This window comes from Agathobaculum butyriciproducens (assembly GCA_003096535.1).
Classification (GTDB): domain Bacteria; phylum Bacillota; class Clostridia; order Oscillospirales; family Butyricicoccaceae; genus Agathobaculum; species Agathobaculum butyriciproducens.
In genome coordinates this window covers 1-26,993 of record QEKJ01000014.1, presented here as the reverse complement: position 1 = coordinate 26,993, position 26,993 = coordinate 1, and the positions used below count along the sequence as shown (strand labels likewise).

The 26,993-nt window shown below is 55.1% G+C and carries 25 protein-coding genes, 3 tRNA genes and 1 rRNA gene; 6 read left to right on the top strand and 23 right to left on the bottom strand.

All coding sequences use genetic code 11. The annotated features are described in order from the left end of the window. Positions 1–270: 270 nt before the first annotated feature. The 4 genes from C7386_RS09900 (at position 271) to C7386_RS09885 (ending at position 3,013) form a co-directional block, all read left to right on the top strand. Positions 271–1,314, top strand: coding sequence for an O-acetyl-ADP-ribose deacetylase (locus tag C7386_RS09900; RefSeq protein ID WP_116705426.1), 1,044 nt, complete (start codon positions 271–273; stop codon positions 1,312–1,314). 77 nt (positions 1,315–1,391) lie between these two features. Continuing rightward, positions 1,392–2,036 carry a vWA domain-containing protein gene (locus tag C7386_RS09895; RefSeq protein ID WP_110435801.1) on the top strand — a complete coding sequence of 215 codons (645 nt, stop codon included), beginning with the start codon at positions 1,392–1,394 and terminating at the stop codon, positions 2,034–2,036. 5 nt (positions 2,037–2,041) lie between these two features. Then, positions 2,042–2,845, top strand: a complete 804-nt coding sequence (locus tag C7386_RS09890; protein ID WP_116705425.1) for an ADP-ribosylglycohydrolase family protein — start codon at positions 2,042–2,044, stop codon at positions 2,843–2,845. 18 nt (positions 2,846–2,863) lie between these two features. Further along, on the top strand, positions 2,864–3,013 hold the full coding sequence (locus C7386_RS09885; protein ID WP_318261279.1) for a hypothetical protein: 150 nt from the start codon (positions 2,864–2,866) through the stop codon (positions 3,011–3,013). A 251-nt stretch (positions 3,014–3,264) separates the two neighbouring features. Here C7386_RS09885 and C7386_RS09880 read toward each other — a convergent pair whose 3' ends face one another. The 9 genes from C7386_RS09880 to C7386_RS09840 form a co-directional block, all read right to left on the bottom strand. Next, positions 3,265–3,867 (bottom strand): Type 1 glutamine amidotransferase-like domain-containing protein, encoded by a 603-nt coding sequence (locus C7386_RS09880; RefSeq protein WP_116705424.1) that lies wholly within the window; start codon positions 3,865–3,867, stop codon positions 3,265–3,267. A 26-nt stretch (positions 3,868–3,893) separates the two neighbouring features. Continuing rightward, positions 3,894–4,781 (bottom strand): peptide chain release factor N(5)-glutamine methyltransferase, encoded by an 888-nt coding sequence (prmC, locus tag C7386_RS09875; RefSeq protein ID WP_116705423.1) that lies wholly within the window; start codon positions 4,779–4,781, stop codon positions 3,894–3,896. A gap of 20 nt (positions 4,782–4,801) precedes the next feature. After that, a complete protein-coding gene (locus C7386_RS09870; RefSeq protein ID WP_318261278.1) occupies positions 4,802–5,767 on the bottom strand; it encodes a tRNA-dihydrouridine synthase family protein in 966 nt (321 codons plus the stop codon). 5 nt (positions 5,768–5,772) lie between these two features. Continuing rightward, positions 5,773–6,708 carry a DUF1385 domain-containing protein gene (locus C7386_RS09865; RefSeq protein WP_116705422.1) on the bottom strand — a complete coding sequence of 312 codons (936 nt, stop codon included), beginning with the start codon at positions 6,706–6,708 and terminating at the stop codon, positions 5,773–5,775. Beyond that, entirely contained in the window at positions 6,705–8,255 is a 1,551-nt protein-coding gene (locus C7386_RS09860) for an ATP-binding protein (protein WP_116705421.1), read from the bottom strand. Before C7386_RS09860 ends, C7386_RS09865 begins: the two co-directional genes overlap by 4 nt. A gap of 569 nt (positions 8,256–8,824) precedes the next feature. Beyond that, entirely contained in the window at positions 8,825–9,514 is a 690-nt protein-coding gene (locus tag C7386_RS09855) for a response regulator transcription factor (RefSeq protein WP_110435794.1), read from the bottom strand. A gap of 67 nt (positions 9,515–9,581) precedes the next feature. Continuing rightward, positions 9,582–10,916 (bottom strand): hypothetical protein, encoded by a 1,335-nt coding sequence (locus tag C7386_RS09850; protein ID WP_116705420.1) that lies wholly within the window; start codon positions 10,914–10,916, stop codon positions 9,582–9,584. Between the two features lie 412 nt (positions 10,917–11,328). Further along, complete coding sequence (locus C7386_RS09845) at positions 11,329–12,063, bottom strand: hypothetical protein (protein WP_116705419.1); 735 nt, start codon at positions 12,061–12,063, stop codon at positions 11,329–11,331. A gap of 19 nt (positions 12,064–12,082) precedes the next feature. Continuing rightward, positions 12,083–12,601: a peptidylprolyl isomerase gene (locus C7386_RS09840; RefSeq protein ID WP_110435791.1), complete on the bottom strand. Its 519-nt coding sequence runs from the start codon at positions 12,599–12,601 to the stop codon at positions 12,083–12,085. 1,332 nt (positions 12,602–13,933) lie between these two features. Between C7386_RS09840 and C7386_RS09835 the strand changes: the two genes are divergently transcribed. Next, entirely contained in the window at positions 13,934–14,632 is a 699-nt protein-coding gene (locus C7386_RS09835; protein WP_116705418.1) for a ClpP family protease, read from the top strand. Positions 14,633–14,903: 271 nt separating this feature from the next. On the opposite strand, the gene C7386_RS09830 is transcribed toward C7386_RS09835, so the two are convergent. The 9 genes from C7386_RS09830 to C7386_RS09790 form a co-directional block, all read right to left on the bottom strand. Next, positions 14,904–15,806 (bottom strand): DMT family transporter, encoded by a 903-nt coding sequence (locus C7386_RS09830; protein WP_110437170.1) that lies wholly within the window; start codon positions 15,804–15,806, stop codon positions 14,904–14,906. A 67-nt stretch (positions 15,807–15,873) separates the two neighbouring features. Further along, a tRNA-Thr gene (locus tag C7386_RS09825) sits at positions 15,874–15,949 on the bottom strand. 2 nt (positions 15,950–15,951) lie between these two features. Beyond that, positions 15,952–16,027 (bottom strand) — tRNA-Trp (locus tag C7386_RS09820). Positions 16,028–16,033: 6 nt separating this feature from the next. Continuing rightward, a tRNA-Asn gene (locus C7386_RS09815) sits at positions 16,034–16,109 on the bottom strand. A 166-nt stretch (positions 16,110–16,275) separates the two neighbouring features. Further along, positions 16,276–17,541 carry a dihydroorotase gene (locus C7386_RS09810; RefSeq protein ID WP_116705417.1) on the bottom strand — a complete coding sequence of 422 codons (1,266 nt, stop codon included), beginning with the start codon at positions 17,539–17,541 and terminating at the stop codon, positions 16,276–16,278. Positions 17,542–17,565: 24 nt separating this feature from the next. After that, a complete protein-coding gene (locus C7386_RS09805; protein WP_110435788.1) occupies positions 17,566–18,960 on the bottom strand; it encodes an aminopeptidase in 1,395 nt (464 codons plus the stop codon). Positions 18,961–18,986: 26 nt separating this feature from the next. Further along, positions 18,987–19,586: a dephospho-CoA kinase gene (coaE, locus tag C7386_RS09800; protein WP_110435787.1), complete on the bottom strand. Its 600-nt coding sequence runs from the start codon at positions 19,584–19,586 to the stop codon at positions 18,987–18,989. Then, the gene (locus C7386_RS09795) at positions 19,577–20,515 is read right to left on the bottom strand and encodes a DUF4268 domain-containing protein (protein WP_116705416.1); all 939 of its coding nucleotides are present in this window, start codon (positions 20,513–20,515) and stop codon (positions 19,577–19,579) included. Before C7386_RS09795 ends, coaE begins: the two co-directional genes overlap by 10 nt. A 2-nt stretch (positions 20,516–20,517) precedes the next feature. Continuing rightward, on the bottom strand, positions 20,518–21,543 hold the full coding sequence (locus tag C7386_RS09790; RefSeq protein ID WP_110435785.1) for an L-threonylcarbamoyladenylate synthase: 1,026 nt from the start codon (positions 21,541–21,543) through the stop codon (positions 20,518–20,520). Between the two features lie 134 nt (positions 21,544–21,677). Here C7386_RS09790 and C7386_RS09785 point away from each other — a divergent pair, with 134 nt between their 5' ends. Then, positions 21,678–22,070, top strand: coding sequence for an HIRAN domain-containing protein (locus C7386_RS09785; RefSeq protein ID WP_207655869.1), 393 nt, complete (start codon positions 21,678–21,680; stop codon positions 22,068–22,070). A 2-nt stretch (positions 22,071–22,072) separates the two neighbouring features. On the opposite strand, the gene prfA is transcribed toward C7386_RS09785, so the two are convergent. The 5 genes from prfA to rrf all read right to left on the bottom strand — a co-directional run bounded on the left by prfA (position 22,073) and on the right by rrf (position 26,844). Then, positions 22,073–23,137, bottom strand: coding sequence for a peptide chain release factor 1 (gene prfA / locus C7386_RS09780; protein ID WP_110435784.1), 1,065 nt, complete (start codon positions 23,135–23,137; stop codon positions 22,073–22,075). A 49-nt stretch (positions 23,138–23,186) separates the two neighbouring features. After that, entirely contained in the window at positions 23,187–23,942 is a 756-nt protein-coding gene (locus C7386_RS09775; protein WP_116705415.1) for a YdcF family protein, read from the bottom strand. Continuing rightward, complete coding sequence (abc-f, locus tag C7386_RS09770) at positions 23,939–25,867, bottom strand: ribosomal protection-like ABC-F family protein (RefSeq protein ID WP_116705414.1); 1,929 nt, start codon at positions 25,865–25,867, stop codon at positions 23,939–23,941. The genes C7386_RS09775 and abc-f overlap by 4 nt, the downstream gene beginning before the upstream one ends. Before the next feature lie 159 nt (positions 25,868–26,026). Further along, a complete protein-coding gene (locus C7386_RS09765) occupies positions 26,027–26,671 on the bottom strand; it encodes an HAD family hydrolase (protein ID WP_110435781.1) in 645 nt (214 codons plus the stop codon). 56 nt (positions 26,672–26,727) lie between these two features. Beyond that, positions 26,728–26,844 (bottom strand): 5S ribosomal RNA (rrf, locus tag C7386_RS09760). Positions 26,845–26,993: the final 149 nt, after the last annotated feature.

Genomic DNA, 26,993 nt, shown 5'->3' with positions numbered 1-26,993 from the left:
CTCACTTTCTACCACTCTGACCACAAAGTCATACTCCGTTGGGATTGCTTTAGAAGGAGCACCCTGAATAAAGGAAGAAAATAAAACAATCAGCATAACGTTTGATTTTATTTATCTTTTAGCGTAAACTGATAATAAACAGAAGAACTATACTTAAATCAGTAGGATACCCGCAATGATTTTGTAACATGGAAGCAATGTTATTGTGCCTGTAGTAAAACCGGTTTTACTACAATAGATTCAAACGGAAATCAAGAGGATGTGAAAATTATGCCGCTCCAAGTTGTGAGAAACGACATTACGAAAATGAAGGTTGACGCCATCGTCAACGCTGCCAACGAGTCGCTGCTTGGTGGCGGCGGTGTGGACGGCTGCATTCATCGTGCTGCAGGACCGGAGCTGCTGGCAGAATGTGAAACGCTCCGCGGCTGCGAAGCCGGGGACGCAAAAATCACAAAGGGCTACAAGCTGCCCTGCAAATATATTATCCACGCTGTCGGTCCGCGCTGGTACGATGGACAGCATGGTGAACGTGAACTGTTGATCTCCTGCTATCAGACTTCGCTCATGCTGGCGAAGGAATACGGCTGCGAATCGGTTGCATTCCCCTTGATCTCCTCCGGCATTTTCGGCTATCCGAAGGATCAGGCTCTCAAGGTTGCAATTGACACCATCAGCAGTTTCCTTCTTGAAAACGAAATGACAGTATACATTGTCATTTTTGACCGTAAAGCCTATCAGATCAGCGGCAAGTTGTTTGCTGATATTGCAGCGTACATAGATGACCGCTATGTGGACGAACATACCGATAGTCGTTCCGAGCGTCTGCGCAGAATGAACACCTTCCGGATGGAAGAGCCGATGCCTTGCGAGGCATCCGTTCATGAAATTGCAATCGAACAGCTCACACCTTCCTTCTCTGCGGCAGTTGCCCCTAAAAAGGCGGCAACCCTTGATGATGCACTGGGACAGATCGACGAGAGCTTTTCAGAGATGCTTCTGCGGAAGATTGATGAGCGCGACATGACGGACGCACAGTGCTATAAGAAGGCAAATATTGATCGGAAGCTCTTCTCGAAGATCCGTTCGGACAAGTCCTACAAACCTTCCAAGCCCACAGTCATTGCATTTGCCATTGCCCTTGAGCTGCCGCTTGCGGAAATGAAGGATATGCTCATGAAGGCGGGGTTCGCGCTCTCCCATTCCAACAAGTTTGACATTATCGTGGAGTATTTCGTGGAGCATGGAAACTACAACGTCTTTGAAATCAACGAGGCTCTGTTCGCCTTTGATCAGAGCTTGCTCGGCGCATAAAAATGTCGCTTGAAAAGCGACCACTGCTCTCCTGTGATTTGCTACCATAGAGATAACAAATCACAGGAGGTTTTTTTATGAAGCATACAACAGAATTGGTTTTTATCCTGGACCGCAGCGGCTCCATGTCGGGGCTGGAGACAGACACGATCGGTGGATTCAACTCCATGATCGCCAAGCAGAAAAAGGAAGCGGGCGAGGCGCTGGTCTCCACCGTACTCTTTGACAACGAAAGCGTGGTCATCCACGACCGCCTGCCGCTGGAGGATGTGCCGCCCATGACCGAGAAGGAGTATTTCACCCTCGGCTGCACGGCGCTGCTAGATGCCGTGGGCGGAGCCATCCACCACATCGGCAACATCCACAAGTACGCCCGCCGCGAAGATGTACCGGAAAAGACGATGTTCATTATCACCACCGATGGTTACGAAAACGCCAGCCGCCGTTATGACTATGAGACGGTGCGGCGCATGATTCAGCGGCAGAAGGAGAAGTACGGCTGGGAGTTTCTCTTTCTGGGTGCCAATATCGACGCGGCGAAGGAAGCGGCACGCTTTGGCATCGGTGCTGACCGTGCAGTGAACTACAAGTGCGACGAGGCCGGTACAGCCCTGAACTACGAGGTCATCAGCGAAGCGGTTTGCAGCGTTCGCGCCGCAAGACCTCTCGGCGCCGACTGGAAGCGCCGCATCGACGAAGATGTGCAGAAACGTGGGAGATAATGAATATGTACGGTGCGATTTTGGGCGACATTGTGGGCAGCCCCTACGAGTTTGACTGCAACAACTACAAAGGCAAGGACTTTCCGTTATTCAGCCAGCAATCCGAATTTACCGACGATACGGTAATGACGCTGGCCGTGGCACGGGCCCTGCTGGATACTCGCGGACAGGATGATATCACCATCAAAGCGGCGCTGGTGCGGGAGATGCAGCGGCTGGGACGTGCTTATCCCGACAAGGGCTACGGTGCGCGGTTCAATCAATGGCTGTATGAGGATAATCCGCAGCCGTACCGCAGCTATGGCAACGGCAGTGCCATGCGGGTTTCTCCCGCGGCGTGGCTGGCAGAGAGTATACAAGAGGCGCTGCATCTGGCGCAGCTCACCGCCGAGGTAACCCATGATCATCCAGAGGGAATCAAGGGCGCACAAGCGGTCGCTGCGGCGATTTTCCTCGCCCGCACCGGCCACAGCAAGGTGGTAATCAAAGCGTATGTGGAATGCAAGTTTGGTTATGATCTCAGCCGTACCTGCGACGAAATCCGCCCAACCTATCATCATGTGGAGAGCTGTCAGAAGACGGTGCCGCAGGCCATTGCTGCATTTTTGGAAAGCACAGATTTTGAGGATGCTCTCCGCACGGCGGTGTCCCTCGGCGGTGACAGCGATACGCTGACCGCCATCACCGGCAGCATCGCCGAAGCATTCTATGGTGTACCGGAAAATCTGAAACAGGAGTGCCGCAAACGGCTGACACCGGATCTGGAAGAGATACTGCAAGCGTGTGAAAATATGCTTTTACAGCGGTAAAAACATGATAAACTGTAGATGGAAAGAGAAAAAGGAGAGGCTGTCATGGCGATTTTAAACTTTTCCGATGTGCTGAAGAAAGTAGGACTTGACCCGAAAGAGGTCAAGCTGATACGCCACGCATTGTCTGATAAACGATTCAGAATTAGTTTGATGAAATACTTTTAATGCAATAGATTTTTTCTCATATGAATACACAAAAGGGCTCCTTTCGAGAGCCCTTTGGGAGTACGGATTTTTGTCCGCACCCCTCACTCGCAAAACTAAAGGGCCTGCCGTCTGCAATTCACAGACAGCAAGCCCTTTCGGTTGCTTGAACAATTTTTTCGTTGAATTTTTGTCTAACTTTTGGTGCAGTTCAGGTGGCTGTGCCTTCTTTTTATTCCTTGTGAACGGTATTGCAAACTGGGATTTTCAAATTAGTCTTTGCAAATAACCTTTGAACCTTCACCATCGATTACAATTCCCTGACGGTTGTTAATTGGGCATAGATTCAAATCCGAAAATTCAGTCATTATTTTCTCAGTAACTTTCTTAAATGGTGCTGTAAGATAATGCGGAAGAACATAGAAATCAATCAAATCAAGCCCTGCATCATCTTCTTGTGAGTAGTCCTCCGGCTTTTCATCCATTTGTTCGATATATTGGATAGTTGGAGCGCATATAATCGCACCCGCCGATTCACCGATCATCAGTTTTCCCTTTGCCAATTCCTTCTTCAATAGCTCATCCGTTCCCGTTTTACGGAGCTGATCCATAAGGAAGAAAGAATTTCCACCAGTAAAATAGATCACATCCGCATCTTCAAAAACGGACTGTATCGTTAAATAAGCCTCCGTTAAAATATCAATTTCCGTTACGGTTGCTCCCAGTTTATTGAATAGCTTTCGAGCCGAGCCGACATAACCGGTATAGCCTTCACGCAGCGAAGCTGTGGGAATAAATGCGACTTTCTTGTTATCAATTTCTTCTTTTATCAAACTTCCTACACTTGAAAAGTGCGAACATAAAAACAGTTTCATCCATATCCTCCTTAATAAATCCCGATTTACGCATCCCTCGTCAAATCCACATCCGGACGAGCATTTGTGCCATACACAATGCGCGGCACACCGCTGTAATCCTCGGTGATAGTGACATCCTTGTAGCCGTGCCGCTGCATGATGCCTGCCACGTCGTCGGCCTGATGCCAGCCGCACTCGAACAGCAGCCTGCCGTTCGGCACCAGCAGCTCCCCCCAGCTGTCGCAGATGGCATGATAGAAATCCAGACCGTCCTCGCCGCCGTAAAGCGCCTCATGCGGCTCAAAATCGGCTACACTGTGGTCGAGCATCTGCATTTCGTCCTCGGTAACGTACGGCGGATTGGAAACGATGATATCAAACTGCCCAAGTCCGCGCGGAGGCGCGTGCATGACATCGGCCTTCATGGTCAGCAAACGGCTGCTCACGCCCAGATCACGGGCGTTCTCGCGGGTAATGTGCAGCGCACCGTCCGACAGGTCGATCGCGGTCACGCGGGCATCCTCGACCGTGTGCGCCGCCGCAATGCCGATGCAGCCCGAGCCGCAGCACAAATCGAGAATACGAGGTGAAACCCGCTCTTTGGCCTGCTCAATGACCAGCTCGCACAGGCGCTCGGTATCCGAGCGCGGAATGAGCACCGAACGGTCCACCTTGAAGGTCAGGCCGTAAAAATCCCATTCGCCGATAATGTACGCCAGCGGCTCGCCGTCCAGACAGCGGTCGCACAGCAGACCGGCGTAGTCCACAGTCGTATCCTCAACGTAGAAATGGGACCAGCCGGCTGTCTGCTTTTTGTCTGCTTTGCAGGCGTAGGCGGTGATCTCCCGCGCGGTCAGCTGCGGCATCGGGTCACCGCCCTCTTTCAAGCGGCGGAAAAGCTGCATGTAAACATCGTTGATAGTCTTGGTCACACAGGGTCAACTCCTAAAATTTACGCGGGTTTGAACCACAGCGGCACGGCGTTCGCCCGCACCCTGCAATCGCGGAACACGGCTGCGGCTGCCGACTGAAATTCTGCGGCATTTTTTGCTTTTTTAATTGCTTTACCCGTTTTTTCGCTGTTTTCAAACAGATTCAGATGATAAAACCAGATTTCCTTCATGCGGAGCATGGCAATCCGGCTGTCACCGAAGGCTTCGCAGTAGCGCACGAACAATGTATCGTGGAAGGTCTCGAGCATTTTTGCGTCTGCGGCCTTGCCGCCGGTCATGCGCGCCACGAGAGACGGATCGGCGATCAGCGCACGGCCGATCATCACCGCCGGTAAATCGGGATAGCGTTCGCTGACGGTGCTCACATCCCGCTCGGTGATGAGATCGCCGTTGTAGCACACGGGCATGCTGCAGCGCGGCAGCGCCGCCGCAAAGTCTGCCTCCCGGACCCTGCCCTTGTAGAAATCCTGCCGTACGCGCGGATGGATGGTCAGCTCGGTGATGGGATAGCGGTTGTAAATCTCGAGCAGCTTGTCAAACTCGCTTGCCTCATGCACGCCGAGACGGGTTTTTACCGAAATCCCCTCGCATTTTGCGAAAACTTCGTCAAAAAACCGGTCCAGCTCGTCCGGATGTGCGAGAAATCCGGCTCCCTTTCCCTTGGCCGTCACCGTGCCGGACGGACAGCCAAGATTGAGATTGACCTCGGGATACCCGAGGTCATGCAGTGCATTCACCGCCCAGATGCAGTCCGCGGCAGACTTGGTGAGCAGCTGCGGAACCGCAGGCACGCCCTCGTTGTACTCCGGCAGGACATCGCGCTTTTGCCGCGGCGTCAGCTTTTCATTTGTGGTCGGTGTGATAAACGGCATGAAATACTTGTCCACACCTGAGAAAAATTCGTGGTGCGTCCGGCGATAGACCGCGCCGGTCACGCCTTCCATCGGCGCAAAATAATAGTGCATGGCGCTTACCACTCGTCCGAGCCGTCGCCCGGAATGACCGCCTTCATCGCGGTGATCGCAACCTCGATCATGGAATCGTCCGGCTCAAATACGGTCAGGTGCTGCACCATCAGTCCCGGCCAGCGCAGCGCACGCGAGAGCAGGCTCTCCGAGCGGCCGGCGTAGCGGTTAAACTCGTAGCTTATGCCGACAACAAGCGGCAGCAGGATCAAATGCGCGAGCATACGCAGGAACGGATTGGTAATGTCGATGATGGAAAAGACGATCGACGAAACGATAGTCGCAATGATAATCAGCACAAACATGAAGCTGGTGCCGCATCTCGGGTGGTATTTGCCCTGTTTGCGAACATTTTCAACGGTCAGTTCTTCGCCTGCTTCGTAGCAGAAAATGGTCTTGTGCTCTGCGCCGTGGTACTCGAACGTGCGGCGAATATCCTTCATATGCGACACCGACCACATGAACAGCAGGAACAGAATGACGCGCACGCAGCCCTCGAGCACATTGCGCGCGAGCACACCCCAGGTTTTCGGCACAAAACCGCCGAGAAAGCTCGGCAGCAGGATGAACAGGCCGATCGGCAGGGCAATGCCGATGACAGTTGAAATGCTCAGGATGATCTTGTTCAGACCCTCCGAGCCGAATTTCTTTTCCAGCCAGAGTTCAAACTTGGACGGCGGCACATCGGCTTCCTCGTCCTCAAAGAAGGACGCGGAATAGTTGATGGCCTGCATACCCTCCTTCATGGCGGTAAACAGCGTATACGCGCCGCGAAAGATTGGCTTTTCCCAAATCGGGGCACGGCTCGGCGTCGGTTCGGTCTTGCTGACAAGCTCGCCGTTCGCCCTGCGCACGACCGTGCAGGACTTCTTGGGTCCCTTCATTACAATACCCTCGATGATCGCCTGACCGCCGATGGTGGTTTTCTTTTGCGTTGTCATGAATGCTCTCCTTCGGTAAACGGGGTTTCAGGTGCCTTCGAAATGGCACCGGTAATGCCGAGCGCCTCCTCGGACTTGGCAGACGGCAGGGTGACGGTAACCGTCGTTCCCTTGCCGACCTCGGACGCAATATCCAGCGTGCCGCCGTGCATGGAAACGATTTCCTCTGTCACGGCAAGGCCGATGCCGCTGCCTCGCTGCTTGGATGACCCCTTGTAGAATTTCTCCTTGACGAACGGCAGCTCAGCTTCGGGAATACCCTGACCGTAGTCGCGCACAGACGCGACGATGTTGCCGCCGTCACGTTTAAGGTCAATATCAATCTGCTTGCCGTCGCCGCCGTATTTCGCGGCGTTGTCCAGAATATTCAAAAACACCTGCTTCATGCGGTGGCGATCGCCGTTGATGTAGTAGTTTGCATCCACATCTTCGTCGTACAGCAGGCGGATTCCGCTCTTTTTGAGCAGGTTTTCATACATATAAACCGCTTCATACAGCTCGATGGACATATCAAACGTCTCGATCTCCAGCTTCATGCGGCCGGATTCGATGCGCGCAAAGTCCAGCAGCTCCTCGACCATGCGGGTCAGACGGCCCGCCTCCTTCTGGATGATCGTCAGGCCCTGCATGACCTCCTCCGGGTCCTCGCCGCCGCCGGCCAGCAGTGTCTCACTCCAACCGCCGATAGCGGTCAGCGGTGTACGCAGTTCGTGTGAAACCGAAGAAATGAAATCGTTTTTCATGCGTTCGGCGCGACTGATCTCGTCCGACATATAATTGATGGTATCGCACAGCTCACCAATCTCGTCATCATAGGTCTTCTGCAGCCGCACGCCGTAACGTCCGGCCGCGATCTCCTTGGCGATGGTGTTGATCTTGAGCACCGGATCGACGATCGACCGGATAAAATAACTGTTCGACGCCACAACCAGCATGAGGAACAGCAGGCACGCCAGCAGAGAGAAGCCAACGATCATCCAGATCTGCCGTTCGACGATACGCAGCGAGGTGATATACCGCACGCCGCCGACCAGATCGCCGCGCGCACTCAGCAGCGGCGCTGTGACGCTCATCACGCGCTCGCCGGAAAGCGGGTCTCTGCCGGTGAAAACCGCGGTTTTCTGACCGGAAAGCGCCTGCGATGCATCCTCGGTCGAAGCAACGCCGCCACCGGATAATCCGGAGGTGGACAGCAGAATGCGGCCGTTTGCGTCCAGAAACTGCTGTTCAAACTTGTCCTGATCCTGAAATGTGGTGACGGTTGCCTCCGCCTGCGTGTAAAACTGATCGTAGGTATCGGTGAAGTATTTGCGGAATGTGTCCGACGTGGTCGCCGCGCGTGACGCGAGGTTGTCGCGCACAGTGGCATAGTAATACCCTGAAACGCCGACAGAGATCAAAATAACCACAACGGCCAGAATAACGAGCACGAAGGACAAAGAGTTCACCAGCCAGCGGCCCTTGATACCGCCCGGCGAGTGCTGCACCTTTGGTGCCTCCGGCTTCGGAGACGGTTCCGGTTTGCGTTTTTGCTTGCGATTTGTCATAGAAAATGACCTTTCTGATGCCGCTTACCAAGCGGCAGAATGTGCGCTGACGCCGCGCGGGAATTCGCCTACCCGGCGGGGCACAAGAAGGAAGCAACCTACGGTTTCCTCCTTCTTGTGAATCTTCCTCTTTCCCTTAGAGGGCACGGCGATAATTCATAACTGAGACTATAGGGGAACGGGCGTATTGTTCATCTTCCGCAGGTGCTATCTATAATAACGTGCTAACGAATTGCGCGACACTGTTATCCCCCAGGGGACCTTCTCTTGCCCTTCGGGCAATTCACCTTGTGTCGCGCCTGCGAAGATAAAACCGCCTGTGTAGCAGTATGCTGTCTGACACTGCGCATCGGTTAGGACATGGGAGCACTCCGTGCTCCCCTACGGCAGAAAAAATCCTCTGCCGTTCTCCTATTTCGGAGCGGTCGCCGGTCTCTGGTCTGCACCAGATTAGGAAACAAAGGGAAACGGGAGTTCCAAGAGGGTAGAAACCGCAGGTGTCTACCCTTTTGGTTTCCGCGGCGAAACCGCCGCCGTTCCCCCCGCCGCGGGCGCGGCGATTGGCTATATCAGCCCTCCCACATATAACCGTAGCCGCGGACCGTTACAATATGGGTCGGGTCCGCCGGCGAATCCTCAATTTTAATCCGCAGACGGCGGATATTCACATCCACAATCTTCAGCTCGCCCACATAGTGGTGTCCCCAGACCATTTCGAGCAGCTCATCGCGCGAAAGCGCCTTGCCGATGTTCTGCATGAACGCCTTGAGCAGACCGTATTCGATCTGCGTCAGCTCAATCTTCACACCGTTCTTGAGCACCTCACGGGCACGCAGATTGAGCTTGAACGGACCGGACTTGATCACGTCATCCTCGGAGAACGGCGAACCGGATACGCGGCGGTACAGCGCGTCCACACGAGCCGCCAGTTCAATAACCGAAAACGGCTTGGTGACATAATCGTCCGCACCGTTCATCAGACCGGTTACCTTATCCGCTTCCTGCGTGCGGGCAGTCAGCATGATAACACCCGCCTGATAGCCCGCGCCGCGCATGGCGCGGCAGACCTCGTATCCGTCGATACCGGGCAACATAACATCCAGCACCGCAACCGCGATATCCTGATTTTCATGGTACTTTTCCAGTGCTATTTCGCCGGTTTCGGCCTCTATTACCTCGTAACCGCTGCGTTTCAGGTTGAGAACCAGAAAGGAGCGGATATTCTCTTCATCTTCCAGAACCAGAATTTTGCGCTTCATTGTAATATCCTCCTGTACTTTTAGCGCTTATTGGTAACTGCCGCGTTTCTGCGGCGTTTGATGATTCTTAATTGTTCCACGCCTGGTTGACCAGCGAGAATCGGGCTTTGATCTCGTCTCCGGTCAGCGCCAGCTCGCTCTGCTCGCCTTCATTTGTCAGCTTGGCGAAGTAGATGGCCTGCGTGGTCTGTCCCAGCTGGATCAGATCGGTGCGCTCGGCGTAGTATTCACGGTTGGAGCCGGTCGCGCAGTAAATGTTAAACAGCGGGATGGACATTTTGTTCTTGCGGTACTCAAAAAATTCCACATAGCTGAGTCCGCCGTCGCTTACCTTGATTGCGGTGATGCGGTCATGCCATTTCTGGTCGATCAGCAGGCTCCACGCATCCGAAATGTTCTGATAAGTGGTGGCAACCTTGGTCGGAACCTTGCCGATGCCGTAGGCATACCAGTCGAGCATATACACCGCATCGGACGAGGATGTGTCCTTATAGCCCGCCATCAGCACGGCGCGCGGCAGCTCGGTGATGCCGTCGCCGTTGACGTCGCTCGCGTAGACCGCCACCGGACGGTAGGTGCTGTGGCTGGCGGTATCCTCGCCGTCCAGTGCCAGATTGCGCAGCGTGTCGTTCGAGTAGACGAAAATATCCGTCGTCAGACCGGCGCCATTCGCCACCTTTTCCTCAGCGAACACGGCGGTCTTGCTGTCCTGCACACGGCCGGACTGCATGCGCTCAACCGCAGCTGTCCCCTGACTGGTCGCCGTCTCACCGGCCGGCAGCATGGAGCCGTTGTCATACTGATACAGGCGTGCCACGCGCTTGCCGGAGGTATCGCTCGTAATCAGCAGCAGATCCTTTGCGCCGTTGCCGGTCAGATCGGTCAGCTCCATAGCGGTATATTCGGTTTCAAGAATGATACCCGGCGTGCAGTTTTCGTCAAAATCGCACATGGTAAGCGCACCTGTTCCGTCTCCCGGCAAGCGCCAGGTGAGGACCATGCCGCGCTTGCCGCTCGGCTCAAGCACCGGAAATTCGACCGAACGCAATGCCGTTCCGCGGCCGTCGATCGTGCCGGTGCAGACGTAGCTGTCATCCTGCTTGCGGTAAACAGCTACCGTAAATTTGTTACTCGTCGCCGAGGTGGCACCGCGGAAAAACGTAATGGCCTCCTCTACGCCGTCGTTGTCCAGATCGGCAAGCTGAATAGACGAACGGTTTTCGCCCTCGCTCGGCGAGGCGTAGGATACGCCCTGTGCCAGCTGCTTTTCCAGCTCAGTCTGCAGGCTTTGGTAATTGCTAGATGGTTTGGGCGCAGCTAGCAGCTCATCGCCCGAAGGAAACACACAGCCGCCCAGCAGCAAAAGGAGCAGCAGCGCCGGTAAAATTCGCAGTGATCTCATGGAGCTCTCCTACCTAAAATGATGCAAATATTGGTTGACAGGTGCAGGCACCTATACATATTAAGTATAGCACATTCTGACAGTGGGTGGTACTGAAATTTACGCAAATTTTGCAGGATTTCAAGCGGAAAGGGATAGAAAAAGGGCGGACCGTTGGTCCGCCCTCAGGCTGTCGCAAAACTGCAGTTTCGCCGACAAGAGGAACGGACCGCAGGCCGTTCCAAAGTCGTCCAAAAGTTCCTCCCGATAGTCGAAACTTTTTCCCTCTATAAGTCAAAAATCCAAACGCTATCCTTGCGCGGCACATGTCCCCGGATTTTTAGAATTTGCACAGCAAATTCTATTTGATATGCGCTATCGCGCGAATTAACTTTAAAAGGACGCACTATGTGCGTCCTTTTACGGGATTTCATCAGTATCTCAGCGGAATACCGTGCGGTTCAGCCTCACCGGCAGGCAGCAGCGCCGCCGTAATGTCCGGCCGGCGTGTTTCGATAAAGTTTACGCCTTTGCGTATGAGTTCCGCAAGCGTATTGGGATCGTCCGTGCATCGGCTCATGGTGAACAGCCCCGCCTGTCGGCACGCCGAAACCAGCCGCTCGGATAAATCCTTCGGCTCGGCCCTCAGACCGAACAAACCGGTTGTCTGCGCGGCATTGACCAGCGCGTCAATCTCGCTCGGCAGATTGGGCAGCTCACCCATGATATGTAAATCCGGATTGGCAGACGCAACACGAGCCGCTTCTACCAGTCCCAGACCGATGATGATCGTGTCATCCAGACAATCCGCATACCGTAGCGTCATACGCAGTTGCCGCAGCATGGTCTGATCGTGCACGGTAATGGCAATCTTGCCCTGACAGGTGCGTGCCAGCTCGATTGCCTGACTAACCGGCGTCAGCTGCGGCGCCGCCTGATGCAGCTCCGCGTAGCTGTAATCGCTGACGGGCAGCCTCGTGCCGTCGGGCGCGGCAGCACAGCCGTCCGACGAAAGCACGGCAATACCGTCTGCCGACATGGCAACCGAAAAACAGCAGCCTTTTGCGCCCTCGTCGTTGCCGGCCAGAATGGATTCCAGTCCGCCGCGTTCGGTATCCATGCAGCCGTCCGCAGACAGGACAAAAGTCTCCTTATTGGTATAGTACAATACCGATCCTCTCCCTCTGTTACAGGGTCTCCGGAGCCTCGTACTCTACGCCCTGCGTATCCACGGTAACGGACTTCATCTTCTGCTCCTCGCGCGGACGGTCGTGCCAGTCGCGCTTGGTGTTGACGATGGCGTCAACAATGTCCATGCCGTCGATAACCATGCCGAAGGAAGCGTACTGACCGTCCAGATGCGGTGCGTCCTCGGTCATGATGAAGAACTGGCTGCCTGCGGAGTCCGGTGCAGCGGTACGCGCCATAGACAGAACACCGCGGGTGTGGTTCAAGTCGTTCTGGAAGCCGTTTGCGGTAAACTCGCCGCGGATCTCATAACCCGGGCCTCCCATGCCGGTGCCTTCCGGGTCGCCGCCCTGGATCATAAAGCCCGGGATAACACGATGGAAGATCGTGCCGTCATAAAAGCCCTTCTGCACCAGAGAAACAAAGTTGCGAACCGTGTTCGGTGCAACTTCCGGGTACAGCTCTGCACGGATTACGCCGCCGTTTTCCATTTCAATCGTAACGATAGGATTGCTCATTGGTATCAACTCCATAATTTTTGTCATTTTGCAGCATATGCACAGCCAAGCTGTACATATATGTATTTCTATTGTAGCAAATTTAGAGTGGAACGGCAAGTGGTGTTTGTCGAACAGCGGTAGCTATCCATTATTTTGCGCTGATTGACTGGTGCGCTTGAACCGCGTAAGCGGTTCACCCTGTCCGGGCGGCACCTTTTCTGCACCGGGTGACCGGGGCACACGAGTCGCGTGAGCGATACGCTCTGTCTGGGCGGCAGTCTTTTCTGCACCGATTTTGCAGGGTACACGAACTGCGCAAGCGTGTTCGCCCCTAACGGGCGGGGAGTTGCGCTCTGCGGAGCGCGGGAGACTGCCGCGTCCGCGGCGGGGACAAAGAGGAAGGGACACCTACGATTTGCCCGTAGGCTGCTAAACCTTGTTTCCGCGCCGTGCGCGGATTAAATGAGTGCCCTTCCGCTTTGAACTCCTGCCTTTCCCTTGTTAGATAGTCTGGCGCAAACCAGAGACCGGCGACCGCTCCGAAAAAGGGGAACGGCAGTCGGGTTACCATTGCGTGACTTTCGTGAAATATTCGCAGTTCACAGATAGCGTACTGCTACACAGACCGGAGGGTCTCCGCAGGCGCAACACAAGGTGAATTGCCCGAAGGGCAAGAGAAGGTCCCCTGGGGGATAACAGTGTTGCGCAACTCTTTGGCACGTTATAACGGACGGCACCTGCGAGTCTATCGTTTGGTATAATTTATCTTGCGCAGGCCCTGTCTATCACAACTCGCTAACGAATCGTGCGGCACTGTTATGCCGCACCCTGCTGAGAGTAACCCGCCTATGTAGCAGAAATGTATCCGACCCTGCGAATATGCGGATACATGGCGCGCAACGCGCGTCCATGTGGAAGAAAAAATCCTCTGCCGTTCCCCTTTTCGGAGCAGTCGCCGCTCTCTGATTTTCGCCAGATTAGGAATAAAGGAAACGGGATTCACAAGGGTGGAAACCTTGGTGTCCACCCTTGTGCCCACCGTCGTGGGTACGGCGAACCACCGAGCCAAAGATTGGCTGCCACTCCCCCTCCGCAGGATACCGCTGTAAAAACCTGTCGCAAAAACTGGCTATCCACTTTATCCACAGGACTTTCCACAGGGTACCTGGGGATAACCTTGTGCATAAAGTGGATAACTTTTTGTATACACCCTCGCAGGCCGCCGTATATCTCGGTTTTTCGACTACGCATTGTAATATCGGCTGTGGAAAAACCACCGTTGCATAATCCACCGCACCTTGTGGAAAACTTGTGAGCAGGGCAAATTCACCACTTCAGGAGGGATCATCTATGTCCGAAGAAACCCCGTCTATTGCCGCACCGGAACAGAATGCCATCGCGGAAACCGGCTCGATTACGGCAAAAACATCGCGCGGAACGATACACTGCATCACCATTGTCGGCCAGATCGAGGGCCACATGGAACTTCCCGCACAGAACAAAACCACCAAGTACGAGCACCTCATCCCGCAGATTGCGGCAGTTGAGCAGACCGACGAAATCGACGGTCTGCTGGTTCTGCTCAACACAGTCGGCGGCGATGTGGAAGCCGGACTTGCCATCGCTGAGCTGATCGCGGGCATGAAAAAGCCGACCGTGTCGCTCGTGCTCGGCGGCGGGCATTCGATCGGCGTACCGCTGGCCGTTGCCGCTAAAAAGAGCTTTATCGCCGTTTCCGCCGCCATGACCATTCATCCGGTGCGGATGAACGGCACGATCATTGCTGTGCCGCAGGCATTCGAGTATCTGGCGAAAATTCAGGAGCGCATCGTGGATTTCATCACCTCGCACTCACATATCACCGCCGAGCGTCTGCAGCAGCTTATGCGCGAAACCGGTCAGCTGACCGCCGATGTCGGCACTGTGATCTCCGGCAATCAGGCCGCCGCACTCGGACTGATTGATGAGGTCGGCACGCTTTCGGATGCGCTGGAAGCGCTCTATACGATGATTGGCGAGCACAAAACGCAAAAAAGAGACGGTAAATAACCGTCTCTGAGGCTGTCGAAAAACTAACGTTTTCCGAGCAGCCTCTCGCTCGAAACCACGCTTTCGAGCGAATACTGAAGAAAAACCGCGCCCTACGGGCACATTTTTTCTTCCCTTGTATAAATTCCGAGATACATGCTCCCGGAATTTATGAATTTGCTTCGCAAATTCTATTTTATGCGTGCTGCCGCACGAAGCGTAAAAATTAAAATAATACTTTTTTGACAGACTGAGAGACGGTAAATAATCGTCTCTCAGTCTGTCTTTTGCATTATACGCTCTGTTTTTTCCGTTCCGGCAGCTGTGCCAGCACGATAGCGCCAAACATCAGCACACAGCCGAAAATCTCTCGGCCGGACAGCGCCTGACCGAGAATAAGCCAGCCTGCGATAACCGAGATAACCGACTCCAAACTCATGATAAGCGATGCTACCGCCGGGTTCATGCCCTTCTGACCGACAATCTGCAGGGTATAGCCCACGCCGGATGACATCGCGCCTGCATACAGGATGGGCTTCCATGCCGCGAGGATGTTCGCGAAGCTCGGCTGCTCGAAGATCAGCATACCAATACCCGATAAGATCGCACAGAAGAAAAACTGGATGCAGGACATCTTCACGCCGTCCACCATCGGTGAAAAATGGTCGATGACTGTGATATGGATGGAGAACAGCAGCGCACACGACAGGCCGATGAGGTCGCCCATCGCGAAGCCGAAGCTGCCGCCCGTCATGCACAGGAAGTACAGCCCGGCCATCGCCAGCGCAACGCCGCACCAGTGCTTCACACCGCATCTGCGGCCGAACAGCAGGCCGAGCAGCGGCACGATCAGGATGTAGCACGCGGTGAGGAATCCGGCCTTGCCGACCGGCGTATACAGCAGCGCGAACTGCTGGGTGATGCTGCCCGCGCACAGCGCCGTGCCACAGCACATACCGCCGATAACGAGCGTTTTGCGGGCTTTGCGGCGCTCCTCGGGCGCTTGCTTCGGATGCGGGCCGCCACTTTTGCCCAGCACCGCGATGACCGGCAGCAGGACCAGTCCGCCGATGACGTTGCGCGCGAACACAAAGGTGAACGGGCCGACATAATCCATGCCGACGCTCTGCGCCACGAACGCCACACCCCAAATCGTGGCCGTCAGCAGCAGAAGCAAAGAGTTTCGCAGCTTCATACCTGTTTTTCTCCCTTATTTTGCAGAATTTTTCATAAAAAAAGAACCGCTTACAAGCGGTTCTTCATGGAGCTGCTAACCAGATTTGAACTGGTGACCTCATCCTTACCAAGGATGCACTCTACCGACTGAGCTATAGCAGCATTGGCAGGGGCAGTAGGGATCGAACCCACGGCACTCGGTTTTGGAGACCGATGCTCTACCAGCTGAGCTATACCCCTATAAAGTGGCTCCTCAAGTTGGACTCGAACCAACGACCCTGCGGTTAACAGCCGCATGCTCTACCAACTGAGCTATTGAGGAATATAAAATGCTGGTACACGCTGTTTGGATGGTTTATCGCAATCAGCTTGTATATTATAGCGCGGATACAGCTTATTTGTCAATAGGTTTTGCAAATTTTTTTCGCAAGTTTTTTACTTCCGCGCAGAATGTCAAAAAGGGACCCTCTCGGGTCCCTTTTCAGGCTTTATTCGGTAACTTTTGCTCCGGTAACGATCGCCTTCGGCGAACCAGTGAGTTTTTTGCTGGTATACGGTGTGTTGATTCCCTTGGATTTATACGTTTCGTATACCTTCTCAGTATCCCAGTCCAGCAGCACCAGACGGGCGAAATTGCCTGCCTGCACAGCACGGTCGGTCAGGCCGTAGATTTCGGCAGGTGCTTTGCTCATGCGGTCCACGAGCTGCATCGGCGTGAGCTTTCCGGTCTGGACAAGGTAAGTATTGCACACCGAGAACGCGGTTTCCAGGCCGGTGATGCCGGACGGCGCCTTTGCGAACTCGCGAGCCTTCTCCTCCGCGGTGTGCGGTGCATGGTCGGTTGCCACCATGTCGATGGTGCCGTCCGCCAGAGCCGCAATCAGCGCCTGACGGTCAGCCTCCTTGCGGAGCGGCGGATTCATGCGCGCATAAGTGCCGTGTACCGGCACATCATCCTCGGTCAGCGACAGATGATGCGGCGTGACCTCGGCGTAAATCTTCGCGCCCATCGCCTTGCCCGCTCGAATGAGCGCGACAGACTGCGCGGACGAAACGTGCTGGAACAGCACGCGCGCACCGGTATCGAGCGCCAGCGCAATGTCACGGCCGATCATTGCAGATTCCGCGCTCGCCATTGCGCCCGGTACGCCGAAATGCTTGGCGGCCGCCGAGCCGTAGTTGACACCCGGAGACGGCACGAGCGACGGCTCCTCCTCGTGGAAGGAGAGCAGCGTGCCGCGCTTGGCGGCTTCCGCCATGGCGGTGCGGCACAGCGCCGCACTCGTCAGGTTGATGCCGTCATCGGTCAGGCACGGCGCGCCCGCTTCGAGCAGTGCGTCAAAGTCGGTCAGCTCCTGCCCTTTCAGGCCCTTGGTGACCGAGCCTGCCTGCAAAACCTGCACCGGACAGTCCTTCGCCTTGTCGGTAACGTAGCGGATAATCTCGGGTGTGTCACAGGTCGGCACGGTGTTCGCCATGCAGATTACCGTGGCGTAGCCGCCCGCGGCTGCTGCCGCCGCACCGGTCAGCACATCCTCTTTCTGGGTCTGACCCGGATCGCGGAAGTGCACATGGCCGTCCACAAAGCCGGGAGATACCGTCAGCCCGCTCGCGTCATACACCGTGCAGCCTGCGGGCGCGTCGATGTGCTCTGCCACCTGCGCGATAACGCCGTCGTCACCGATCAGCACATCACACAGCGCATCCATCTGCGTATACGGGTCGAGAACCCGTCCGTTTTGAATCAACAGCATGGTAAAACCTCCGTTTTATCTCGTTTAATCGCGGTAGAACGCACCAAAGCCCTTGTATGCCATATACAGATCCAGCTTGGCAATGCACTCGAACGGTGCGTGCATGGAGAGCACCGGAACGCCTGCGTCTACGGTGTCAATGTTGCGGTTTGCAAGGTACATGGCAACCGTGCCGCCGCCGCCCTGATCGACCTTGCCAAGCTGACCGGTCTGCCAGATAACGCCCGCCTTGTCAAAGATGCAGCGAATGCGCGCCATCAGCTCGGCGGTTGCATCCGAGGTGCCGGACTTGCCGCGTGCGCCCGTGTACTTGACGAGCGCGAAGCCGCAGTTTGCGCGCGCATCGTTGCGCTTCTCGGAGACATCCGGATAGTTAGGGTCAAAGGCATTGCAAACGTCGGCAGACAGGCAGACCGAGTTCTCAAAGCACTCGTCGAGCAGCACGTCCTGGGCGCGGCAGAGATCTGCCATAAAGGTGTCGAACGCGCGGGACTGCATGCCGGTTACGCCGTCCGAGCCGATCTCCTCCTTGTCCACCAGCAGGCAGACGCCGGTATGTGCCGGAGTCTCGGTCAGGTCGAACAGAGAGGTTGCTGCCGGATAGGAACAAACGCGGTCGTCGTGGCCGTACGCGCCAACAAACGAGCGGTCAAAGCCGATGTCGCAGGCATTGAACGCCGGAACACAGCACAGCTCTGCAGACAGGAAATCCGCTTCGGTCATGCCGTACTCGCGGTTAAGGTGCTCCATAATGGCGAGTTTGATCTTCTCGCTGCACTTTTCGTCCACGGTTTCGCTCGGAACCGAGCCGATGAGGATGTTCAGACCCTCGCCCTTGATCACCTCGGTCGCCTTGCGGGTCATCTGTTCGGTAGCAAGGTGCGGCAGCAGGTCGGTGATAACGAACTTCGGGTCGGTCGGCTTGTCGCCTACGCGCACCTGCACGCGCTTGACCTCGCCGTTCTCGCACACGCAGACAACGCCGCGCAGCTCGAGCGGAATGGCCGTCCACTGATACTTCTTGATGCCGCCGTAGTAGTGGGTCTTGAAGAACGCCATGCCGTTGTCCTCGTACAGCGGCACGGTGCGGATATCAACACGCGGCGCATCGAGGTGCGCGGCGGTCAGGCGCACGCCCTCGGCGAGGCTCTTTTCGCCAATAACAGCCAGCATGATGCCCTTGTGACGGTTGATGCGGTAGATCTTGTCGCCCGGACGAAGCGTGTCATCGCGCGTCCAGGCACGGAAGCCCTTGCTCTCAGCCATGCGGGCGATTTCCAGCACAGCGTCACGCTCGGTTTTGCTCTCGTCAAGGAATTTTTTGTAACCCTCGGCGTAGGTCTGAATGCCCTGCTTGTCCTCGTCGGTCAGACGGTCAAAGCCGGTCTTTTTGTCGTAAAAAAGCTGTTCGGAAGTCATGTTGCATTCTCCTTTTTTAATCCGAATCACTTAATGAGTTGACTGTATAAAGCATCGGTGTCCCGATACAGCATATCGAGATCGCCGTTGTTTTCGATGATAAAATCGCATTTTTCGCGGTAAAACATGTCGTTCGGCTGCGCATCGATGCGGGCGCGTGCGGCTTCATTGGACAGACCGTCCCGCTCGATGATGCGGGCAACGCGCGTGTCGTGCGGCGCGAGCACAGCGATGATTTTGTCGCAGAAGTCATCCGCACCGGCTTCAAACAGGGTCGGCGCATCGTACAGCACGATGGGACACGCGCTCTGCGCGTGAATCGCATCGAGAGACGCCTTGCGGATATACGGTGTGGTGATTTCGTTGAGCTGCTGCAGCTTTGCAGGGTCGGAAAACACGATTTTCGCGAGTTTCGGACGGTCAAGTACGCCGTTCGCGTCGGTTACGCCGCCGAAGGCGGTATCGAGCGCGGACAGCATTTCTCGGTTCTCCGCACAGAGCGTGCGATAGACGGCATCCGCGTCCACCCAGCCCGCGCCGAGCGAGCGCATCCGCGCCGCGACCGTGCCTTTGCCTGTGCCGCTGCCGCCGGTCAAGCCGATGATTTTCATTAGTTTCACTTCCATTGCTCTACATATGGTTTGAAAACATCATATAAAAGTATGGTATATTTGATAAACCAGTTAAACTGATCTACCTTTTTTGTTTCGTCAAATATCGGAATATTTCTTTGCAAGCGAACACGACTTGCCTTCTTATTCGGCAGCGCCATCCACTCGAGTTGCATATCTATTTGAGCTTGAATATTTTCTCTATGTTTTTCTAAGTATTCAAAAAACTCTTGATCGTCACTGATATACAATTCTACACGTTGTTCATTGGTCTGTGTATTGACATTCAATGAAAGCGAATATCTCGATGCCCCAATGCTAAAAGTGTACCATGTCCTGACCGGAGGTTTTTTCAGCTTAAAATACTCGATAAACTTTTTGTTGCTTTGCGCATATTCGTTAAAATCTGTCCAGTAATTTAGTAATCGAGATTGCAATTGTCCTTCGGTTGCAGATATATTCTTTACTTGTTTTGCCCAATTATTAGGCTGTTCTAAAATATTAAAATGAACTGCCGGAGCCGAATCCCCGATTCTCCACAATTCCACTTCCACCAAGAAAAACGCCGTTTCATCGTCTGTATGCTCATTCAGCCATTCCATCGCTCGACGGTGTTCTTCTCGTGCCTGTTTGACAATCCATACAATGATTTTTGCGCTTTTACCAGCCGCATAGGTCAGCAATTGACCCAAATGTGTATGGTTGGAACTTTCCAGTTGATTTTCGATCACAACGGTATTATCGGTTCCTTCTTCAGAAGCCAATATATCCAAGCTGAACTTGCCTACGGCCGATTCACGCTCACGAAAACACAAATCAACACCGATAGCTTCGCCCAGTAAATTCAGATTATTTTCCAGCCAAGGTGTAAAATCGTATGCTTCATTAGGCCAAACCGTTCGCAAATCATATTCCCGCTTCAAATCAGCCAGTTGTATATTCATTTTTACACCTCAATAATCGAGAATCCCGCCGCCTTCTTAATCCGGTTCGCCACTGCAAGACCGAGACCTTCATCTGAGGGGCACTGCGCCCAAATCTGCGTTACGCTGGTATCATCGAACGCCCGCAGGCGGTCGAATACCTCGCGCGCCTGTGCACCAAGATCGTCCCTCGAGCCGAAGCACTCCACGATGCAGTTCGGGAACATATTCTTGTACTCATCAAAGCACAGCACGCCGGTGGAGTCCCCGATATGCGCTGCAATGTACTTTGCCGTGTCCTGCGGGTTGCCGCGCACGACCGTTACGGGCGCTTTCGGCGCATAATGTCGGTATTTCATGCCGGGCGCCGACACCTTCACGTCATCTCCGATCTTCTCGTACAGGGCGCGGTCAACATCCACCTCACCGAGCACCGAGCGCAGCTGCTCGAGCGTGATGCCGCCCGGACGCAGCAGGCGCGGACGCTCGAGCGCGAGCGTGATTACCGTGCTTTCCACACCGACGCCGCACGCGCCGCCGTCCAATACGGCCGCGATCTTGCCGTCCATATCGTGCATAACGTGCGCCGCCGTGGTCGTGGACGGTCTGCCCGAAGTATTCGCGGACGGTGCTGCCAGCGGTACGCCGCTCTCGTGAATGAGCGCCCGCGCCATCGGGTGCGACGGCAGGCGGATGCCCACGGTGTCCAGTCCGCACGAAACCTCGTCCGGGATGCAGTCGCCCTTGGGCACAATCATGGTCAGCGGACCCGGCCAGAATGCGTCTGCAAGCAGCTTGGCCTGCGGCGGAACCGCCGGACACAGGTCGTAAATCTGGTCAAAGTCCGCGATGTGGACGATCAGCGGGTTATCCTGCGGACGGCCTTTCGCGAGGAAAATTTTCTTTACCGCCTCGCCGTTCAGCGCATTCGCCGCAAGGCCGTACACGGTTTCGGTCGGCATGCCGACGACCTCGCCCGCTCGAATGAGCTCTGCGGCGGTTTTTACCGCGTTTTCGTCGGTTTCCGGTGTCAAAAGAGTTGTTTTCATCAGTTTACACTTCCATTTATGGTATCAATGGTCTTTTTCTTCCACTTTGGTGACAATGCCGTTTCCCGCCAAAGAGATGTTTATCGGACATTCACCATGCTATACTCCAATCATAAAAGAAAGGAGTGCTTCGCATGGCAAAAAACAAGAACATTTTCGTCACGATAACAGGTTTTAAGCACTATTACGGCCTCGAACCGTTCAAGATCGGCAATCTTATCCGATGCATCAAGGAGCCGGGCAATCCGTATGACAGCGATGCCATCCGTGCATTCCTGCCGTACATCGGCAAGGTGGGCTACATCGCCAACAGCCCGCAGACCAAGGCCGGCGGCACGGAGAGCGCGTCGCGCATTTACGAGCGCATGCCCAAGCGGTTTTACGTCCGTGTGCTGTTCACCACCTGCACCAAGATCATCTGCCGCGTAGAATTCGGCGACATGTCCGATCTGAATGCTGAGTTGAAGAGCCAGACCGAGGACAAGTGGGGCGACTGGGACGATGAAGAAGACAAAATCCAGTTTTAAGGTTACATTTCGCTCTGCTCTTTCAGCTTTTCCGCTGTGTCAGCCGCGATGAGTGCGTCTAAAATCTCGTCCATATCGCCGTTCAGGAACTGATCCAGCTTGTAGATGGTCCGCTTGATGCGGTGATCGGACACGCGATTCTCCGGGAAATTGTAGGTGCGGATGCGCTCCGAGCGGTCGCCGGTGCCGACCTGACTTTTGCGGTCAGCGGCGATGGCAGCACGCTGCTTTTCCACCTCGGCCTCGTACAGCCGCGAACGCAGCACGGACAGCGCTTTCTCCTTGTTCTTGTGCTGGCTGCGCTCGTCCTGACACTCGACGACCGTGTTGGTCGGGATATGCGTCACGCGGATGGCGGACGAGGTCTTGTTAATGTGCTGACCGCCCGCGCCGGAGGCGCGGAACGTGTCGATGCGTAAATCCTTCGGGTCGATATAGAAGTCGAGTTCCTCCGCTTCGGGAAGGACAGCCACGGTGGTTGTCGAGGTGTGCACGCGGCCCTGACTTTCGGTCTCGGGCACACGCTGCACGCGGTGTACGCCGCTCTCGAACTTGAGCCGCGAGTACACCTTATCGCCTGCCACGCGGAACACGATCTCCTTGTAGCCGCCCAGCTCGGTCTCGGATTTGTTCATGACCTCGGTCTGCCAGCCGCGCTTATCGGCGTACATCGTGTACATTCGGTACAGGTCGGCCGCGAACAGCGCGCTTTCCTCGCCGCCTGCACCGCCGCGAATCTCAACGTAGATATTCTTCTCGTCGTTCGGGTCCTTGGGCAGCAGCAGGATTTTCAGTTCGTCCTCCAGACGGGCAATGTCGCTCTTGGCCTGTTGCAGCTCCTCCTGCGCCAGCTCCTTCATGTCCGGGTCGGACAGCATTTCGGTCGCGTCCGCGAGCGTGCGCTGTGCCTGCTCGTATTCGCGGAACGCGGTGACGATTGGCTCAAGTTCGTTGCGCTCACGCAGCAGCTTAGCCGCCCGGTCGGGGTCGTCGTATAAATCCGGCGCGGAAAGCCGTATTTCCAGCTCATCCAGCCGCGCCGCTAAGACTTTCAGTTTTTCAAACATACTCTATCTCCAAATCGTGTGAAGCACGGAAAATTCATTAAAATTGCGTTTACCAGCGTCCGGTGAACATCAATCCCATGATGGAGCAGTATTCGCGGCACCTTACCGCCATCCACTGCCCCGGATACGGCGTTTTCGCGGGAACGCCTGCGTCACCCAGACCAGCATGCGCCAGCAGGCGGCGTGCGCGGGCAAGATGATAATCATTTGTAATTACGGCAACAGCTGCGCCCTCGGGCAGCAGCTTTTTTGCGTTGGCGATATTCTGGATGGTCGTGCTCGACTTGTCCTCCAGGATCAGCCGTTCTGCGTCTGCACCGTGCGCGATCATGTAATCCTGCATGGCTGCAGCTTCGGTGCGCGGCTCATCGCCGCCCTGACCGCCGCACAGGATGGCCTGACTGCCCGGATTGACGTTCAGCACCGCGATTGCTGTATCGCATCGTGCCGCCAGAGCCGCCGACGGCTGTCCGTTCGGATTGACGAGCGCACCCAGCACCAGATAGCAATCCGCCTGCGGCGCAGCTGACGGGTCATCCTCGTCGAATGCTATGCCGATCACAAACACCTGCACCGCCGCAAACGACAGCACGAACAATGCAAACAGTACGCGTCCCACGCGCGACAAAATGCGGCACGCCTTATGCTTTTCGCGTCCGCAAAGCATCAGCCATTCCCCCATACAGCCGATAGCGAGCGCCAGCAGGAAAATACCGCCGAACCGCGACGGCTTCCAGAACAGCTGCGGCACGCCAATGACAGCAAACAGCACCGCAAGCCCTATCCATACCCTTTTTTCTTTCATTGCAGTTCCTCCAACTCAGCCGCAACGGCTTCCCATTCGTCCATTTTTGCGGCGAGTTTTTCGTCACAGTCTTCCTTTTCAGTCATCAGTTCGAGCAGCTTGCCGGAATCCGATGCCGCGTCCACCATCTGCTGTTCGAGGTCGGACGACTGGGTTTCCAGCTGCGAAATCTCGCGCTCGAGCGTGTTCAGCAGCTTCTGCAGATTCTTGGTGCCGCCGGTGCGCTTTGGCTTCTCAGGCGGCTTGGGCACATCGTCCAGCGTCGGCACAGCGGCCTTTTTCTTCTTGGGCGCCGGTGCAGGAGTCGCTTCCGGCAGTGCGCCGCCGCCCTTGGCTCGCCAGTCAAGGAACGCGCTGTACGAGCCGATAAAATCGGTCAGGTGACCGTTTTCGAGATACAGCACGCGGGTTGCAAAGCGCTCGACGAAGTAGCGGTCATGCGAAACAAACAGCAGCGTGCCGTCGAATGCCTCAACCGCCTCCTCAATCCACTCGCGGGATGCAAGGTCAAGGTGGTTGGTCGGCTCGTCGAGGATGAGCAGATTGAGCGGATCGTACATCAGCTCGCATAGGCGCAAACGGCTTTTCTCACCGCCGGACAGCATATCTACGGTTTTCAGCTGGGTTTCACCGGTAAACTGGAACGAACCGAGCCGGTTTCGCGCCACCTGCATGGATACATTCTTGTCGTAGATGAGCGTGTCGATGAGGTTGCGGTGCGGATTGGCAAAATACACCTGCTGCGGCAGATACGCCGGCTTGAGTCCAACGCCCTTGCGGATGACGCCGCCATCCGGCACTTCCTCGCCGAGCAGGATTTTCAGCATAGTGGTCTTTCCGGCACCGTTTGCGCCAAGCAGCGCAACGCGCTCGCGGTTGCGGATGTTGAACGATACATTGTGTAATATTTCTCGTCCGTCATAACTTTTTGTAATATCGCGAATCTTGAGCACTTCCTCGGTCTCGTAGTTCGGGTCACCAAACGTGACGGTCATCTTTTTGTCGGTCTTGGGTCGGTCAGTGACCTTCATACGCGCAATGCGCTTCTCGATAGACGCGGCACGCTTCGCCAGATGCTCGGTGCCGTGCTCGTGCATGGAACGCGCGGTCGCCTCCAGACGTTTTTTCTCGGCCAGCTCATGCTCGTGGTGCTTGAGCTGCTCCTCACGGCGGCGCTCGCGCTCAACTGCATAATACGAGTAGTTGCCGTTGTAGAAATCGCAGGTGCAATCGTGGATTTCAATCACGCGGTCGCAGCACTGATCGATAAACCAGCGGTCATGCGAGATAATGAGCACGGTGCCGCGGTAATTCTCGAGGTAATTGCCCAGCCAGTCCACAGCGTCCATATCGAGGTGGTTGGTCGGCTCATCGAGCAGCAGCACATCGGTCTGCTCAAGAATGATGCGGGCGAGGTTGATGCGCGTTTTTTCGCCGCCGGAGAGTAGGTCAAACTTCTGCGAACGCATTTCCTGCGCGATTTCAAGACCGTTGCATACGCGGTTGATCTCGTAATCGCGGTTATAGCCGCCGAGGATTTCCAGCCGCGTTTCCAGCTGCGCGTAGCGCTTGAGCAGCGATGCGTCATCCGGCTTGCGCGTCATTTCGTCGGTCAGCGCATCCATTGCTGCCGCAACTTCGTCGGACTCCTTGAACGCCAAACGGAGAATGTCCTCCACGGTGGATTCCGGCGGAAAATCCGGCATCTGGTCAATGACACCGGCGGTTCGTCCCTGTCCGAACGCAACGTGTCCGCCGTCATACGACAGCCGGCCGGTCAAAATATTAAGCAAAGTGGTCTTTCCGGCGCCGTTTGCGCCTAAAATAGCAACCTTTTCGCCCGGCTGAATGTCGAACGAGATGTCCTTGAGGATCAGGCGGTCACCATAATATTTGGTCAGGTTTTGTACGGTAATATCTGCCACGGAGAGAACTCCTTTCAATGCACTTTTATTCAGTTTATATTATAGCACAATGTGCCCCATAATAGGAGAGAAAACCTGCATAATTTGCAGATTTTTGCGCGGTTTTCTCTGCCCGAAAACACAAAAAAGCTGTCTCAAAAGACAGCTTTTTATGGGAATTCAGAGCAGCAGCGGCAGCAGCTCTTCCACACGGTCGACCACATGCTTCGCGCCTGCGTCCTCCAGCTCCTCGCGGTCGCCAAAGCCGAACGTCACGCCGATGCAGTCAATGCCGCATTGCTTCGCGCCTTCCACGTCGTGCAGGCGGTCACCGACCAGCACAGCCTGTGACAGATCCTGCACCCGCAGACGGTCGAGCGCCTGCTGCGTAACCTGTGCCTTCGTGCCGATCGTGCCATCCAGCGTTGCGCCGGAAACCACGGTAAAATACTGGTCAATATTAAAATATTTGACGATTTTATCAATGAAAAACGCTGGTTTGGACGATGCAGTAGACAGGGTCTTTCCGGCGTCCGTCAATGCCTTCAGCAGCTCCGGAATCCCGTTGTAGAGCATGTTCTCCTTCCAGCCTACCACACCGAACCGCTCGCGGTAAAACGCAATGGCCTGCTTGGCCTGCGCGTCGTCAAATCCATAGCTGCGGCGGAACTCATCGTACAGCGGAGGACCGATAAAGCGTTCCAGCGGTTTCAGCTCCGGCTCGTGGATGCCCATTTTATCCAGCGCATACTGCACCGATTTAGTAATGCCCTCGCGTGAATCGGTAAGTGTGCCATCCAAATCAAATAAAATATACTGATACATCGGCGCTTTTCCTCTCAGTAGTATAGAAAAAGCAGCAACTTTCGTTGCTGCTTAGATGTAGGCGTTGAGTTATCTTCCCGGGCCGTCGCCAGCCAAGTATTGTCACCGTAAACGAGCTTAACTACTGTGTTCGGAATGGGAACAGGTGTACCCTCGTCACCATTAACACCTACTTTTGAAGATTTACACCCTCAAAACTGAACAATCCTACTCGCAATGCTTTTTTCTTCGAGGTTACCTAACATTTAAGGTCAAGCCCTCGGCCTATTAGTATCAGTCCGCTCCATACATTACTGCACTTCCACTCCTGACCTATCAACCT